The following is a 15,389-nucleotide window of genomic DNA, read 5'->3' on the forward strand; positions in this document are numbered from 1 at the left end:
CCGGTGACCAGGTCAGGCCGCCGGGGAGGCCGGCGAGGCGTTGCGGATCGAAGATGGCGACCGGCCCACGGCTTCGTCGAGCTCGCAGGGTGACGGCGAGGGTGTCCGGTCGGGTGGAGGTGGCCACGACCGGGCCGGGGGCGTCCAGGACCCAGGGGATGACCACGTGCAGGCCCTTGCCCATCCGCGGTGGCCCGACCAGCAGGGCGGAGTCCTCGACGGTGCACCACAGGTCSCGGCCGCGCAGSTGCCCGAGGCGGAAGCCAACCTGGTGTGGTGCCGCAGACCGGTCCAGGGACGGGCGCACGACCGGAGCGCGGGTGCGCAGGCTTCGCTGGCCCGCGGCGGCGTGCACGTCACTCGGCGCGGCCATCCCCGGGAGATTGCGCAATGCACNCGGGCGCACGACCGGAGCGCGGGTGCGCAGGCTTCGCTGGCCCGCGGCGGCGTGCACGTCACTCGGCGCGGCCATCCCCGGGAGATTGCGCAATGCACCGGTGTGCCCGCGGTGGTTCGTGGCCACGCGTTGCCAGACGCGCCAGGTTCCCCACGTCACGCCGACCCAGACGGCGGTGGCCAGGGCGGTGCCGGTCCAGTACGCCACGGGACCAGGCATCGCGGACGGGTGGGGCCACACCGATGCTGGGTCGGTCGGGTTCGCGAGTGCGCGCAGGGCGGTCAGGAGTCCGGCCGTGGGTGGCGTGCGGCCGGTCAGGAGGCAGGCCAGTGCCGCCCCCGACCAGAGGATGGCGGACAGGACCAGGACGGCAGCCCCGAGTGCCATCGCCCAGGTGGTCATGTCGGAGTCGCCCGCGGTGCCGGGGCGCGGGGCGTGGTGGGTGGGCCTCATCGCGAGACCGATTCGATCTGCTGGGTGCGAACTGCAGCGGTCGCTGCGGGGGAGCGCGCCGGTTCGATCGGCAGGGCGGAGGCGGTGCGGCGCAGGGCAGTAGTCAGGAGGTGCCCGGTGTCGACCAGGTCGGTGACGAGGACGCCGGGGTTCGTTGCGCCAGCGACGAGCTGCGCGGCGCCGGCGTCGGCCAGGTGGCGCACTTGGTCGCCGGCGACGGCTTGAATCGCAGGCCCGAGCTGCCGGGACCAACCGTCGTCCACGGCGGCCCGCAGCTGCGACAGTCCAGGCAGCCCCGGTTCGTGGTGGGCGTGCGCTCGGGTGGCCCAGGCGACGGTGACGATGTCGACGTGCTGCTCGAGCTCGGCGCGCTCGATGAGGGTGCCGTAGACGGCGCGCCACCCGGGATCGGGGATGCGGGCAGGTGCCAGCCATTTGGCGACGTCCCGGATGTGGTCGGGCTGGGCGATCAGCGCGCCGATCAGGGCGATGACGTTGCGGCGTTCGGAGCCGGCGTCGCGGCCGGGGTGGGCGCTCAGGTACTTGTCGGCACCCATGCGCGCCTCGGTGTTCCGCATGACGGCACGCATCGCGAGGGGGACAACGACCTCGTCGTGAGCCTGGCCGGTGGCCTTCGCCCAGCGCGCCTCGGCACAGTCCATCGCAGCATCCACGACATTGCAGGTCGCGAAGATCGGACGTGACATGCGATCGGATGCGCACCGGACGGCGGCGGCGCGCAGGAGCACGCCGGTGCCGGCGATCTCTCGACGCAGTCCGCCGTCCAGCACCATTCGCGCGTAGGTGACGGCGTGGGGGTGCGGCGGGGTCACGTGCAGCAGGTCCGCGAGCCGGGGCAGGTTGGCCCGGCGGGTGCCGAGCCGCTCGGTGAGCGCGTCGGCCATCGGCTGGGGCGCGATCGACTCGTTTGCGGCGCGCCGCTCGAGCATGGTGGTGAACACCTCGGAGTGCCACGTGTCGGCGAAGTCGCCGGCGCGCAGCCACCGCTGGATCTCATCCAGGGCCGCCGGCTGCAGCATGACGGAGCCGAGGGTGGTTTGCTGGGCGAGTCGGATGATGTCGTCGTCGTTCATCGTGGTCACCTCTCGTGGGGTTCGGTGTGGTCGCGCATGGCGGAGTCGGTGTCGACCACGTCGACCTCGGCGGGGTGCAGGACGTGGTGCACGACGTGCGTGCGGTGCGGCATCTTCCACAGCCCCGTCCCGCGGGGCAGGACCGGGAGCAGGTCCCGTTCCGGTCGCGTCAGGCCAAGTGCGGAGGCAGTGCCGGAGAGCTGGTCGGACTCCTGGCGGTAGATGACGCGGGTGGAGCAGTCCGCTAGCAGCCCCTGGGCCAGAGAGCGGGCCTCGGAGCCGTGTTGGCCGATGGCGTCCAGGTCGGACAGGCGGTGCAGCACCATGAGGTTGGCGATGCCGTGGGCGCGTGAGAGCTTCCACTGCGACTGCATCCGGCGCACCAGCGCGACGTGTCGCAGCACCCGCCAGGCTTCGTCGTAGATGACCCACCGCTTCGCGGTCGACGCCAGCAGCGCACCCTCGAGCCACGCGGACGCGCACGTCATCGCCAGGGCCAGTGCGTCCTCGTCGGAGCCCAGGCGTGACAGGTCCAGGACGACCATCGGTGCGCGCGGGTCGAGCCGTTCGGTCGAGGGACCGTCGAAGAGGCCCGCGAGGTCGCCGCGCACGAGGCGTCGCAGACCGTGGGCGAGATCTCGGCCGTCCGCCGACCGATCCTCGATGCGGACGCCGTCGGCGCGTGCAGACGTGGCGTCGGGAGAGGCCAGCGCGTCGAGGACGTCACCGATCGTCGGTGTGCTGCGACGCTCGGCCGAGGCGAGGGCTGCGTCCAGGGCACCGTGCTCTGCGGCGGCGAGCTCTCGGTGGACCGTCAGGGCGGCGACGGCAGCCAGCAGGCGAATCCGTGGCCCGTGGGGTTCCGGGCCGTCCGGGGCGTCCAGTGGGTTGAGCCGGGCCGGCAGTCCTGTACCGAGGCGCACCACGGTGCCGCCGGCCGCCTGAGCGACCGGTGCCCATTCGCCCTTCGGGTCGCCCGGCACGTAGACGGCACGTCCGGCCGTGATGGACCGCATTGCGAGGGACTTGGCCAGTGCTGACTTGCCCTGCCCGATCACGCCGGCCAGGAGCAGGTTGGGGTTCGTCAGGTCGCCTGCGCTGTACAGCGCCCAGGGGTCGAAGCAAAACGGCCCGCCCGTCAAAGCGTCTTGCCCCACAGGCACGCCGATGTCGCACGGCGGTGGCACCAGGAACGGGTACGCACCGGCCAAGGTAGCCGAGGAGGCCCGGTGGGCCGGCAACCGCAGTCGCGGGCCGCTGCGGTATCGCCCCGCAGCGCGGCGGAACGTCGACGTGCGCGCGCCGCTCACAGCACACCCCGCGCCAACGGCAGTGCTGCGGCCAGGTGCGCTTGACCCTGCTGACCGAACAGCCGCCGCACCTCGCACATCGCCTGGGCGGCGGCGGTCTCCAGGGCGGCGCACCGCTCCTCAAGCTCGGCCTCGCTGGTCGCGGAGACGGCGATCAGCCCGGTGAACCGTAGGTCGCCGTGACCGGCGACGAGCTCGGCCTCACGGCGTTCGAGATCGTCGACTTCCGCTAGCGTGCTCTGGGCCTCGACCTGGCCGATGCGGGCGCGCTGAGCGGCGTCGGCGATGTGCTCGGCCTTGCTGCGGCGGATCTCTCGCAGCGCCCGCGCGGTAGCCAGTGGCTCGGCGATCAACGTGACGGTCCGGGGCGTCGCCTCCCCGAGCAGCAAGGACTGCAGGAACGTGGGGTGGACCTGGCTGCGCGGCCACTCCGCCACCCAGTACGTCGCGTGCACCGAGCTGTCCGTGCGCAGCATCGACCACAACTCGTGGACACCCATCGGACCGACCCAGCTCACCGACGTGTCTTCGGTGCGTGCGGCGGGCTGCGGGTCGTAGCCGGAACGCACCACGGCAGCCAGGTCGTCACGGTCGAGCCACCCGGCCGGCGTTAGGTTCGCGCCGACCAGCGACGACGCGACCGCCTCCAGGTGCTTGGTCACGATCGCGATGTCGGCGACGGTGACGGCTCGGTGACGTCGTGGCGCACGCAGCGCCACGGCCAGGAGGGTGTCGCGGGCATGCGGCTGGACGAACNGGCAGCCAGGTCGTCACGGTCGAGCCCCCCGGCCGGCGTTAGGTTCGCGCCGACCAGCGACGACGCGACCGCCTCCAGGTGCTTGGTCACGATCGCGATGTCGGCGACGGTGACGGCTCGGTGACGTCGTGGCGCACGCAGCGCCACGGCCAGGAGGGTGTCGCGGGCATGCGGCTGGACGAACCCGCTGTCGAGCAGTCCGGCCAGGGCGATCGACAGCTCGGTCGTGGGGGAGGCGCAGTGATCGCGCCACCACCGACGCGCAGGGGCCAGACCGCCAGGGACCGTGCGGGCAAGCAGCTGGACGCGCACGATCGCCGGCTGCTGGCACAGCCCCGCCAGYACCCGCCCCCACCCGGCCACCTTGTGCTCCTGCGCWGCGGGGTCGTCCAGGACGAATCCCGCACCCGTGACCCTCAGCACCCCGCAGATCACGCCCGCGTGCCGATCGAGCACGAGGCTCGCACCGAKCGCATCGCACCGGACCAGATCAAGGTGACCGGCSAGACCCGGCAGAACGAGGGTGTCGGGCGCACTCTTGGTCGCGGCGGGGGTGACCGCTGTGGTCGCCCGGGACAGCTTGCGCACCTGCCACTGCGCCAGAAGCGGCACCCATCCGACGACCGGCCGGCCGGCGATGGTGACGGTCCCTGCGRCGAGCAGGGTCAACCAGACCGGTGCCGTGACCGCGAACCCGGCAGCGCCCGCGGAGAACACGGCGGCCACCGCCACGACGAACGCGGCACTCACGACGGCGAGCTGCGCCATCGACAGCCCCAACAGCAACCCGCGCTGCTCGAGGCGACCGAACCGCACGGTTGAGGCGACCGGGCCGGTCTCGGGCGAGGTCATCGGACACCGCCTCGGTCAGGGACCGGGGNAGACCCGGCAGAACGAGGGTGTCGGGCGCACTCTTGGTCGCGGCGGGGGTGACCGCTGTGGTCGCCCGGGACAGCTTGCGCACCTGCCACTGCGCCAGAAGCGGCACCCATCCGACGACCGGCCGGCCGGCGATGGTGACGGTCCCTGCGRCGAGCAGGGTCAACCAGACCGGTGCCGTGACCGCGAACCCGGCAGCGCCCGCGGAGAACACGGCGGCCACCGCCACGACGAACGCGGCACCCACGACGGCGAGCTGCGCCATCGACAGCCCCAACAGCACCACGCGGTGCTCGAGGCGACCGAACCGCACGGTTGAGGCGACCGGGCCGGTCTCGGGCGAGGTCATCGGACACCGCCTCGGTCAGGGACCGGGGKCGGTGGGGGAGGCGTCGGCTGGGGTGGTCCACCCGCTGCARGGCSGCGTGAGGCCGCCGTCGCCCCACCGGCGCCACGGACTGCCTTGCCYATCCCCCCGGTCACCGTCGACATCACAGCCTGCTGCGCGGCGTAACGGGTGGTGGTCGCCGCACCACGTGCTGTCTTGCTGATCGGGTTCGCTGCGACGTTGGCRTGCATGACGCCRGCCGCTTCCATGCCCGACCAGTGCACGAACCGCCAGGTCAGCCACGGTGCCCACACGGCGATCGCAAGCAGCAATATCCCCACCAGGGCGTCCGAAAGCCCGGCGACGCCGCCTGCCGATTCCGTCGCGGCTACCCCGGGCCCGGTCGGGCCCGAGCCGGTGAACGCGGAGGCGCCGACCACGAAMGCCACGACGATCACGATCTTGGAGAACACCAAGGCCGCCACGATCTCCAGCCAGCGWCGCGTCCACACCCGGGTCTGATCCCACGTCGACCCAGCGAACGCGATCGGAGCAAACACAGCGACGAGAACCAGSGCGGCCTTGCGGAACAGCAGGACGCCCCACAACAGGACGAAGCCGAGCATCAGGGCCAAACCGAGGAGGATCTGCAGCGCAGGGGAGATGGACGCGAGGGCGTAGAAGTCGAAGAACTGAGAGGCCGCCTCCGTCACGGTCAGCCCTGCTGAGGAAGCGGGAGATGGACGCGAGGGCGTAGAAGTCGAAGAACTGAGAGGCCGCCTCCGTCACGGTCAGCCCTGCTGAGGAAGCGATGTACTCGCAGATCCCGTCGACGGCGGTCAGCGCGAGCTGGGTGATGCCAAGGGCCAGCGCGGCGCCGAGCATCGCCTTGGCGACGCCAACGACAGCCCGGACCAGCCCGCCAGCCTCGTGGCGCAGGACCGACGTCAGCACCTGGACCACGAACAGCCCGACGACGACCGGCAGGGCGATGGCAGCAATGACGGCAACGTTCGAACGGAACCAGCCGACGCTCAGGTCGATCGAGGTGCTCGAGTTCAGCGCGGCTAGCGCGAGCTGGCTGATCTGTTCCGCGCCCCCGACGAACGCCCCCCCGAGCCCGCCGAGCACGTAGTCGGATGCGGCACCTTGCGCGGACTGGCAGACGGCTGCCGCAGGCCCGATGCAGGCGTCCAATGCCGGGACCGGCATCTCAGATCATCCCGCCGAGGCCGGAGAAGAACGCCACGATCGCATTCGCCCCACCGATCAACAGGGCACCGCCGGCGGCGATCAGCACACCGGTCTTCCCACCCGAGGCGGCCCCGTAGTTGCCCTGCTGGCGGGCCACCGCCCAGACGATCACGGAGATCACCAGGCCCGCGACGCAGGCCACCAGCCCCCAGGTCAGCAGCGCCCCGACCATCTGCTTGACGACGGCCAGGCCCGGCAAACCGTCCTCGTTCGGGCTGATGCCTGGGTCGGCACCGATGATCCTGCTGACGATGTTCGACGCGTGTCCCATATCGCACCCCGCGGATCCACGGGCACCGACCGGTCGTCGGCACCGCCTGGTCGTAGGTGCGCCCGCAACTGCGCAACCCCCGAGAGGCTTAGGCAGGGCTGGAAACCAACGAGATCTGGGAGCTGAGAGTCTCGGCTCGATCGCGGGTCGGCGTCCCGGCAGATCTGCATCTAGCTACGCGGCGCTGATGTCGGATGGCCCGAACGGGTGAAGTGGCCGTGTCGAATCGCGGGAATGCTGTTTTCGTGATCGGCACGGCCGGAGTCTCGATATGTTCCACGCACTTCCGCTGAGGCGCGCGTTCGCGCAGCCCGCGGTCAGATGAGTGCGGCTGCGGACCGCGCTATAGCGGGCAGGGGCGGTTGCGGTGGTGCGTGCAGGTTGGGCATTGGGTGTTCGTGGTGGCGTGGTTGCCGCCTTGCTATCACCAGCGCCCCCTGGAGCGCGCGGCTTACCGGGATCATCCAGTTCCCCGATGCGGGCGACTACACCCTGACCGCCGGAGCCGATGACCAGGTCAAGATCTGGATCGACGACCAACGCGTCGTCGCCCCGCCAAACCTCGGTGCCAACACAGTCAGCGTGTCGCGCACGGCACCCGGACCAGCTCGTATCCGCGTCGACTACGCCAACACCGGCGGACCCGGGTGGCTCGACATCTCTTGGTCCGGACCGAGCTTCACAACCCGACCGGTCCCCGACACAGCTCTGGAGCCGGACTACGGCCTTGCAACCAGCACCACTGTCGACGACGCCGCGCCGGCCTCAGTGCCGGTGGGATCCCCTACCGTCCTACTAGATGCAGTGGCGGCCCAGACCACGGCGACGGGGTACGGGACCAGCCCGTGGCTGGGTCAGCCGGTCACCGTCACTGAGGACCCGACCGGCCTGGCGCTGACCACTACCACCGCCTACGAATCGCTCGGGGCAGGGTTTGGCCGACGCGTGGGTCGGTGGCTGCCCGCCGCGTCGGCCGCGGGGACGCTGACTGTGGACCACGGCTCGACCTACGCCTATTACTCGGTCGGAGATCCTCAACCAGGCAACTGCGTCGTCCCGGCGGGCGCCAAGCCGACAGGTCTGCTCAAGTCGAACAAGCTGCCGGCGCCGGCGGTCGGTTCTGCAGTCGAGTCGAAGGTCGTCTACGACCAGTACGGCCGCACCATCGGCACCTGGACCTCCGGCGACGACACCAAGTGGACCTGCACCACCTATGACAAGCGGGGAAGGGTCACCGAGACGACCTACCCCGACGGCCGGACCGTCACCAACAACTACAAGGTCGACCGCGACCCCCTGACGACCAGCGTGCGGGACTCCGAGGTGAGCTCACCAAACGGCGGCACTGTGACGACCCGAATCGACCTGCTGGGCCGGGTCACCTCATACACCGACGTATGGGGCGTGACGACCGAAACCGAGTATGACAACGCCGGTCGACCGAGCATGTCGACGACAACGGTCACCACGGCTGGTGCAACTAGCACCTACATGGGTGCCCTGATCTACGACAACGACAGCAGGATCAAGACCGTCATCGACGGTGGGCACTCGCTCACCGACGGCGGCAAGACCATCGCTGAACTGGACTACGGCAACGGGCCAGACCTCATGTCGGTGTCCTACCCCGCAGGCAGCGGCGAGGCTGGCAACGGCACCGCGATCGCGATCACCCGGGCAACAACAGGCTCCATCACGAAGCTCGCCACGACCTTCGCCGGGTCGGCCACCCTGACTGACACCGTCGTGCGATCCCAAAGTGGCCGGATCCTCACCGCCCAGGTCACGGACGGCGCGAGCGTGGCCGGCTCGTCCTACGCGTACGACAAAGCAGGGCGACTGATCACCGCCGTCATCCCGGGTCACAAACTCCAGTACTCATTCGGCGCCCAACCCGAATGCGCAGACCAGTGGGCTGGCCGCAACGGAAATCGGACCAGCTACGCCGACACGTTCGCTGGCGTGAAGTACGAAACCAGCAACTGCTACGACAACGCGGACCGGCTCATCTCCACAAAGGCCGAACCCGCTAACGCGGGACGGTCCCCCGTCAATGAAGCAAGCCTGGACTCGACAAGCCTGCAGTACGACAAGGGCGGCAACACCACAAAGTTGGCGGACCAGACCCTCGGCTTCGATTCGGCGGGCCGGCACGCTAGCACCACAGCCGGACTCACCACCGTGACGTACCTCCGCGACGCGTCCGACCGGATCGTGCGACGCGACAGCGCAGACGAGACCATTCGGTTCGGGTTCACCGGCCCAGGAGACACCGCCGACCTGACGATGGACCAGACGAACGTCGTCACCCAGCGGACACTCGCATTGCCAGGCGGCGTCGTGGTCAGCTTTGCACCCGCCGCGGGAACCACCACGTGGTCCTATCCGAACATTCACGGCGACATCATCGCCACGGCCAACAGTGCAGGTGCTCGCACTGGCAAGTTGGCTAGCTACGACCCCTTCGGTCAGCCCATCGACTCGGTCGCCGGTCCAATTGGTACCACTGTCGCCGATGACGCCGTGCCCAACAACTCGCCCGGCGACTTCGACTTGAGTTGGGTCGGACAGCACCAGAAGGCCTACGAACACTCTGGTTCCCTGGCGGCAATCGAGATGGGCGCAAGGGTGTTCCTGCCGGCGCTCGGACGGTTTCTCTCCGTAGATTCGGTCGAAGGCGGCGTGGACAATGACTACGTCTATCCCGTCGACCCAATCAACGGATTCGACCTCGACGGGCAGCGCCAGAATTTCTTTCAAAAAGCCGGGAAATGGATACTGAAGAATCGCGGGACGCTGGCGACGATAGGCGCGACCGTGGGTTGCCTCGTACCTGGTGCAGGGACGCTCTCATGCGCGGCGCTCCAGGATGGCGCTTATGCCATCAGGAGCCAACAGAAGCTCACCGAGAGTCGCTACACAAGGTCAGCCTGGAGGAGTGTCGTGGCGGATGGTGTTATGACCGGACTGGGCTTTGGCGTGCTGCGCACAGCGGCTGAGCTGGCAAAGTACGACAGGCTGACCGGCTGGATCCGACCAAGAGCTTTGCGAGATGGCACTGAGGCGTGGAAGAAGCTCGCGGGAGGAAGCGTGTTTGGCGTCCTGCGCAACTCGGCAGTTCAGAACATGACACTAGCCGCCGCGAGCGCGCCTGGATTCATCTTTTCTCAGGCGCAAGGAAGGGTGCGCTAAGATGTGGTCAACAATCAAACGGGGACGAGGCTGAGATGCATGAGACTCGCCGTAGCCAGACACTTTGGGCGCCATGGCATCTTGTGAGCTGGTGCTTGACCCTGCTCGCTCTCGCGATTGGCGTGTCGACTTTTGCGTACGGCACTGGAAGTGACCTCGTCGTGGGCGCGGTCCTGACAGTACTGGCTGTCCCGCCAATGCTGAGATTTCCGTTCTTGCGCGTAACCCTCGCTCCAGAGGGAGTCGTGAATCATGCGTTCTTCCGCAAGCAAACAATCGCGTGGTCTAATATCGACAGAGTTTCGATCACCGACACCGACGGCTTTATCTTCTCCGCCAAAGCGCCGACGTTGTCTCTTCTTGATGGCGAGGAAGTGGTTCTCACTAACCTCGCTGGATACTCCACGACCGCTCGCCTTAAAGAGTCAAGAATGGCGCGACAGGCCGAAGCTATTCGCCGCGGGCTCGCGAGCGCGCCGTTGGCATAGTGCTGTCAGCAGAAGGCGGTTTTGGGCGAAAGTTGCCGCCCCCTGTTGCGGCGAGAGCTGGGATTATCTCTGACGCGACGTCGCGAGGATTGCTCGGTTTGACCCAAGTAGGTTTGTGTCGCGGTCGGACGGACTGGGAAATTAGGGTAGCGTTGCTAACGGGCGACTCTAGCCCGCGCTGCGGAATGCGCCGCACGCGCGTTTCGCACAGGCGGCTTTACAGGTCCGCATCAGGCTCGAGTTCGGCGAGCCGTGACTCGAACCGGGCACGTAGTCGGCTGTGCTCCTCTCGGTCGCCGCGGGCCGCGAGCGCCTCGAGTGCGTCCAACTGGAGGAGCGAGGACAGCGGCTCGACGAGTAGGCCGCGGGTGGCGACTTCGACGGCGTCTGCGTACCGGCCTGCCTCGTGATGGACCCGAGCGAGGAGATGGGCAGCGTCGGTAATCGCGCTGACCATGGTTTGGATGTCGTGCTCGGCCCAGGCGTAGTGTGCGTCGTCGATCCCGAGGAACGGACGTCCGCGAACGAGTTCCATCGCTGCGGTGAGGTTCTTCAGTCGTTCGTCGTCGGTTGCGAGGGCCGCGGACGTCAGTTCTTGGAAGATGGCCCAGTCCGTCAGGACGTCGTCAGTCACTCGCAGGGGTTCACCGCGGCGGATGGTTGGCAACGCCTCGTCGCCGATGAGTTGGCGCGTGCGATAGACGAAGGTGTTGCGGGTGCCGGTGACGTCGCGCTTCCCGGGCCAGAAGACCTCGTCGAGCTCGTGTCCCGTCGCGGTGCGGCGCAGCGCCAGGTAGACGAGCAGTTCGGTGGCGCGTGGCGGTGGTGTCGACTCTAGTTTGGCGAGTCCGTCGATCTGAATGGGTCCCAGGACGTTGACGCGGACCCTTCCTTCGATTCGCTGGATGGTCTTCGCGTGGTTGCTGGACGCCTCCCGCATGGCCCGGGCGGTGTCGTGGGCATCGGGCGAGTCCGCGCCGCGGGCTTCCCGTGCCGTGCCGAGGCCGGCTACGACAGGGGGTTGTGCGGTCAAGAGCAGAGATGTCACGTGCTGGAGGTCGGTCGCGCTGAGGCGCTGTGCGTGCAGCGCGATGCCTAGGGGGTCGAGGACGGCTGTGCCGTCGGAGGTGACGGTGAGCGTCCAGCCGGCGGTGGGTGCGCGTGTGATCAGCGCGGACCCGGTCCATGGCTGGCTCGTCGGCAACGGGCTCAGTGCCTGTTCGAGGTAGATGACGGGTAGCCAGGTGTCTTCGAGGATCCGGTCGGAGCGAGCTTCGAGTGTGTCGGCGAGGCCGCTGTCGTCGAGGGCGGCCGCGATGGCCTCGGCGCGAGCCTTTCGTGTTCGGGTGTGGTCGGGCGTGCTGTGCATGCGTGCGGGTTCGAACGCCGCGGCCAGCTCGGCGAAGGACTCGTCGGCGACCAGAGCGATGCGCCCGGTCAGGTCGCTGGTGATGATCTCGACGGCGAGTGCGCGCAGGACGTCGTCTGCCGCCTGGTCGTCGCCGACGATGCTCAGGGTTCCGGCGGCTTCGAGGTTGAGGAGCACCGTTGCGTCCTCGGTGTGACCGAGGGGGACGAGTGCGGGGTAGGGCTCGGATCGGTGAGCGTCCTCGATCAGCGGATCGCTGGCGATGTCACTGGTCGACGCGGCCCACCGGCTGCCGGCGGCGCTGAACGGTGGGATGGGTTCGGCGTCGTCGCCTTGTAGGTGGAGTGTCAGGGTGTGCTCGTCGAGGCTGATCGCGGTGATCCGGGGCAGGTCGCGCTCGGCGGTGTAGCAGCGGGTGTCGATGTTCTGCAGGGCTGCCTTGAGGTGGGCCAGGGTGACCGGGGTGCTCGCGTGGCGCAGCGCCTGCTCGACGGCCGCCGGCTCGCTGTCGGTGGCGGGCATGGGGATGGATTCGCCGACGCGTCGTGCGCGGTGCTGCAGGTGGCGTCGGCGGCTGAGCTCGCCGACGATGCCCGCGGCGGCCAGCGCCGTCAGGCCAACAAACAGAGGTGCCCGGCGGCCGGTGTCGGTTGCGTCATCGCCCCGCCGTGCTGCGGTCTCCTGGACGGCCTCAGGCACCGCGGTTGGCGTGGCGCTGGCCGTGGGCGACGCGACCTTCGCGGCGGGCTCGGTCGGTGGCTCAGCGCCCGGCATGTGGCGYTCCGGTTCCGGCGTGGTGGGCACCCCGGACGGGACGGTCCCCGGCGGCGCGACGGCGGGGCTCGAGGTGTCGTCGACCGGGAGGTCGAGTCGCCAACCNTCCGGTTCCGGCGTGGTGGGCACCCCGGACGGGACGGTCCCCGGCGGCGCGACGGCGGGGCTCGAGGTGTCGTCGACCGGGAGGTCGAGTCGCCAACCGGGCTCGATCAGGTTCGGGTCGGTCAGGGCGCCACCGTCCGGTTGGGGCTTGCCGGCGTTGGCGGTGTAGAGCTCGGGRTACCGGTCGCCGTCTCCGAGGCGGTCTTCGGCGAGCGTCCACAGGCTGTCGCCCGGTTCGACGACGACCTGGTTCACCGCAGCGGCTTCAGTTGAGCTGGTCGATGCCGGCTGTGCCGCGTTCAGTCCGGCGGCGTCGGCGGGGAGTAGGAGGGTCCAGCCGGGGTAGATCCAGTGGGAGTCGCTCAGGGCGCGGCCGTCCGGTTGTGGGCGTCCGAGGTTCAGGGCGCTGATCTCGGTGAAGCGGACGCCGTCGCCGAGGTGGTGTTCGGCGAGGTCCCATAGGGTGTCGCCGCGCTGCACGACGACACTGGGCAGGTTCACCGGCGGTGCCGCTCTGGACGTGGTTGCGGGTGTGGGTGTGGCCGCGTGCCGGGCGGTCGGCGGCGGCTCGGTGGTGTGCGGCTGGACCGTTCTGGGCGCGGCGCTGACGGTGGCCGGTGCCGCGGAGGCCGGGGTGGGGGTGGCGACCGTGGTGGTGACCGCAAGCAGGATCCCGGCTGAGGCGACCAGGCGGGACGCCGCCCATTGGGCCGAACCCAGTAGCGGGATCGTGGGGGTCGAGATCCGCCGCATGCCGGCGACGATCTCGAGGACGACGCTGATGGTGAAGGCTGCCCAGGCGACCCATCCGACGATTGCCAGGATGAGCATCAGCAGCGATCCGTCATCGGGCGAGCTCAGCGAGTGGCCGAGCTGGGCCCAGGTCGGGAGGGTGTCCGGCAGGTAGAGGGGCGCCAGGGCCACCAGTGCCGCGGGCGCACCCACGACGAAGAGGACCAGCAGCAGCGCTGCGAGCAGGGCGTGCAGCATCTCGGCCCTGCGGTGGGTGCGGGGCAGGGTTGTGGTCATGGGCCACCTCCGGTGATGTCTTCGATGAGGCGCGCTTCGCCGTGCCCGGTGACAGTCAGGGTGGAGATCCCGATCAGGGACAGGAACGCGGTGGGGGCGGTGTCGGTGACCGTGACGACCAGGCGGGCGCGGTCGTCGCTGACGGTGACCGTCCCGGTGTGGCCGCTCTGGCGCAGGTAGGTCGTGGCGGCCTGGACGGCGAGGGCGCGGTCGACCCGGGTGCCGGAGCCGGAGACGGCGCCGGGGACGTCGAGTGCTTGGCCGCCGGCGCGTGCGGCCTCGGCGGCCACGGAGTCGGCGCGTTGGGTGGCGCGCAGCTTGGCCCCGCCGTCGGCGACCAGCCCGATCAGCAGCAGCAGCCCCAGGACGCTGATCGCCACGAAGACGGTGACGGATCCGGCCTCGGGATCGGCGCCTGTGGCGGTGCGCAGGCGGTGGGTGAGGGTGTTCATCGGGTGCGGTACCTGTCCAGGGGGGAGGTGGCCTGCGCTGTCATGGTGCGAACCCCGGGCAGGCCGGGGACGGCGAGGTCGGCCATGTTCACCGTGCAGGTGACGGTGGCGGTGACGACGCCGTCCTGACCGACGCGTGCGGCGAACCCGGTCGTGTCCAGGCCGACTGCGGTGGCCACGCACGCGGTGGTGGCCAGCTCGCGTGTGGCCGCGGCTCGGGCGGCGGCGCGGGCGGCGTCCGGTGTGCGGGCCAGGGAGGCGTCCCGGGCGGCGGAGCGTGCGGCTTGCTCGACGGCACTGGCGGTGGTCTGCACCCGACCGGCCAGCACAAGGGTCCCGAGGAGCAGGATCAGCGCCGGGGTGATGATGGCCAGCTCGAGGGTGACGGACCCGCGGTCCTCCCGCCGGCGAAGGAGCGGGTTCATGGCGTCTCCGTGGAGGTGAACCGTTCGACCGGCCCGTCGGCGGACTGACGCACCGCGATGCCCGGCGCGCCCGGGAGCACCGACAGGGACCGTCCGGTGACGACGACCTGGACGTGCCCTGGCCCCGGCACGGAGGCGACGGCATCGGCCTGGGTGAGGGTGTCGGTTCCGTGGTCGCGGACGAAGGTCAGGGCGGTGTCCCGTCCGGCGTTGGGAGTCGAGCCGTAGGCGCGGGCCACGGCGACCCCTTCCTGGGCGGCGGCCAGTGCCAGGGAGCGGGCGTGGAACCACAGCCCGTACTGGATCAAGGCGGTCACCAGGAGCAGCAGGGCGGGGAAGAGGATGACCAACTCGATGCTGGCCGACCCAGTTTCGCGACGGTCGGGCATGGTCAGGTGATCTGGTCGACGCGGCGCTGCACGGCCGCGGTGATCGCCACGACCAGGACCCCGGCTACCCCGATCAGGCCCAGGATGATGATGACCAGCTCCAGGGTGGACGCGCCGACGTCGTCGTGGACGCGTTCGCGGACGTGGTGCCGGGCGGTGGTCAGGTAGGCGTTGAGGTACGCCAGCAGCAGGAGGGTGTTCATCGCGGGTGCTCCGTTCGGTGGTGGGTCAGSTGAGCAGGATCCGCACGAAGGCGGGGTAGCCGAGCAGGGCCATGAAGCACAGGCCGAGCAGGGAGACGGGCACGACCATGTGTTCGGAGGCCGCATTGGCCTTGGCGGTCGAGGTGGCCAGCAGCTGGGTGCGCAGCGAGGCAGCGCGGGCGCGCAACGTCGCGTAGACGGCGGCGCCGTCGTGGCCGGC

Annotated in this window: 12 protein-coding genes and 5 pseudogenes; 3 read left to right on the top strand and 14 right to left on the bottom strand. The window is 69.7% G+C overall.

Annotated features, from left to right (window positions below):
• The 7 genes and pseudogenes from ASD18_RS21570 to ASD18_RS12345 form a co-directional block, all read right to left on the bottom strand.
• A partial coding sequence (locus ASD18_RS21570) for a type IV secretory system conjugative DNA transfer family protein (RefSeq protein ID WP_235522347.1) occupies positions 1-373 on the bottom strand: 373 nt, incomplete at its 3' end.
• Positions 374-846: 473 nt separating this feature from the next.
• Entirely contained in the window at positions 847-1,944 is a 1,098-nt protein-coding gene (locus ASD18_RS12315; protein WP_156387956.1) for a DnaB-like helicase N-terminal domain-containing protein, read from the bottom strand.
• 5 nt (positions 1,945-1,949) lie between these two features.
• Positions 1,950-3,086 (bottom strand): ATP-binding protein, encoded by a 1,137-nt coding sequence (locus ASD18_RS12320; protein WP_235522348.1) that lies wholly within the window; start codon positions 3,084-3,086, stop codon positions 1,950-1,952.
• A gap of 164 nt (positions 3,087-3,250) precedes the next feature.
• A complete protein-coding gene (locus tag ASD18_RS21850; RefSeq protein ID WP_056091205.1) occupies positions 3,251-3,973 on the bottom strand; it encodes an SCO6880 family protein in 723 nt (240 codons plus the stop codon).
• Between the two features lie 38 nt (positions 3,974-4,011).
• A pseudogene (locus ASD18_RS21855) lies at positions 4,012-4,863 on the bottom strand (SCO6880 family protein); the annotation flags it as partial.
• Between the two features lie 372 nt (positions 4,864-5,235).
• Positions 5,236-5,937, bottom strand: a complete 702-nt coding sequence (locus tag ASD18_RS12335; protein ID WP_082573840.1) for a hypothetical protein — start codon at positions 5,935-5,937, stop codon at positions 5,236-5,238.
• A gap of 494 nt (positions 5,938-6,431) precedes the next feature.
• Positions 6,432-6,743: a DUF6112 family protein gene (locus ASD18_RS12345; protein ID WP_056091216.1), complete on the bottom strand. Its 312-nt coding sequence runs from the start codon at positions 6,741-6,743 to the stop codon at positions 6,432-6,434.
• 321 nt (positions 6,744-7,064) lie between these two features.
• Here ASD18_RS12345 and ASD18_RS21860 point away from each other — a divergent pair.
• The 3 genes and pseudogenes from ASD18_RS21860 to ASD18_RS21075 all read left to right on the top strand — a co-directional run.
• Positions 7,065-7,430: pseudogene (locus ASD18_RS21860) on the top strand (PA14 domain-containing protein); the annotation flags it as partial.
• Positions 7,431-7,547: 117 nt separating this feature from the next.
• Entirely contained in the window at positions 7,548-9,935 is a 2,388-nt protein-coding gene (locus tag ASD18_RS12350) for a hypothetical protein (protein WP_056091219.1), read from the top strand.
• Positions 9,936-10,030: 95 nt separating this feature from the next.
• The gene (locus tag ASD18_RS21075; RefSeq protein WP_162251741.1) at positions 10,031-10,423 is read left to right on the top strand and encodes a PH domain-containing protein; all 393 of its coding nucleotides are present in this window, start codon (positions 10,031-10,033) and stop codon (positions 10,421-10,423) included.
• Between the two features lie 217 nt (positions 10,424-10,640).
• Here the strand turns inward: ASD18_RS21075 and ASD18_RS12355 are convergent.
• From ASD18_RS12355 to ASD18_RS21190, 7 genes and pseudogenes are all read right to left on the bottom strand, one after another.
• Positions 10,641-12,671, bottom strand: a pseudogene (locus ASD18_RS12355) (hypothetical protein); the annotation flags it as partial.
• A gap of 1 nt (position 12,672) precedes the next feature.
• Positions 12,673-13,700: pseudogene (locus tag ASD18_RS21865) on the bottom strand (LysM peptidoglycan-binding domain-containing protein); the annotation flags it as partial.
• Complete coding sequence (locus ASD18_RS21775) at positions 13,697-14,152, bottom strand: pilus assembly protein TadG-related protein (RefSeq protein WP_056091223.1); 456 nt, start codon at positions 14,150-14,152, stop codon at positions 13,697-13,699. The gene ASD18_RS21775 and the pseudogene ASD18_RS21865, both read right to left, overlap by 4 nt.
• Positions 14,149-14,577: a TadE/TadG family type IV pilus assembly protein gene (locus tag ASD18_RS12365; protein WP_056091226.1), complete on the bottom strand. Its 429-nt coding sequence runs from the start codon at positions 14,575-14,577 to the stop codon at positions 14,149-14,151. Before ASD18_RS12365 ends, ASD18_RS21775 begins: the two co-directional genes overlap by 4 nt.
• Positions 14,574-14,966 (bottom strand): TadE/TadG family type IV pilus assembly protein, encoded by a 393-nt coding sequence (locus tag ASD18_RS12370; protein ID WP_200938547.1) that lies wholly within the window; start codon positions 14,964-14,966, stop codon positions 14,574-14,576. The genes ASD18_RS12365 and ASD18_RS12370 overlap by 4 nt, the downstream gene beginning before the upstream one ends.
• Positions 14,967-14,968: 2 nt before the next feature.
• Positions 14,969-15,169, bottom strand: coding sequence for a hypothetical protein (locus tag ASD18_RS12375; protein ID WP_056091229.1), 201 nt, complete (start codon positions 15,167-15,169; stop codon positions 14,969-14,971).
• Between the two features lie 25 nt (positions 15,170-15,194).
• Positions 15,195-15,389 (bottom strand): annotated as a pseudogene (locus ASD18_RS21190) (hypothetical protein); the annotation flags it as partial.

This window comes from Cellulomonas sp. Root137, assembly GCF_001426725.1.
Classification (GTDB): Bacteria; Actinomycetota; Actinomycetes; order Actinomycetales; family Cellulomonadaceae; genus Cellulomonas.

Bases quoted from the DNA above. Each gene is read 5' to 3' on its own strand.
- ASD18_RS12315 (WP_156387956.1), bottom strand. From the start codon at position 1,944: ATGAACGACGACGACATCATCCGACTCGCCCAGCAAACCACCCTCGGC.
- ASD18_RS12345 (WP_056091216.1), bottom strand. From the start codon at position 6,743: ATGGGACACGCGTCGAACATCGTCAGCAGGATCATCGGTGCCGACCCA.
- ASD18_RS21775 (WP_056091223.1), bottom strand. From the start codon at position 14,152: ATGAACACCCTCACCCACCGCCTGCGCACCGCCACAGGCGCCGATCCC.
- ASD18_RS12365 (WP_056091226.1), bottom strand. From the start codon at position 14,577: ATGAACCCGCTCCTTCGCCGGCGGGAGGACCGCGGGTCCGTCACCCTC.
- ASD18_RS12370 (WP_200938547.1), bottom strand. From the start codon at position 14,966: ATGCCCGACCGTCGCGAAACTGGGTCGGCCAGCATCGAGTTGGTCATC.
- ASD18_RS12375 (WP_056091229.1), bottom strand. From the start codon at position 15,169: ATGAACACCCTCCTGCTGCTGGCGTACCTCAACGCCTACCTGACCACC.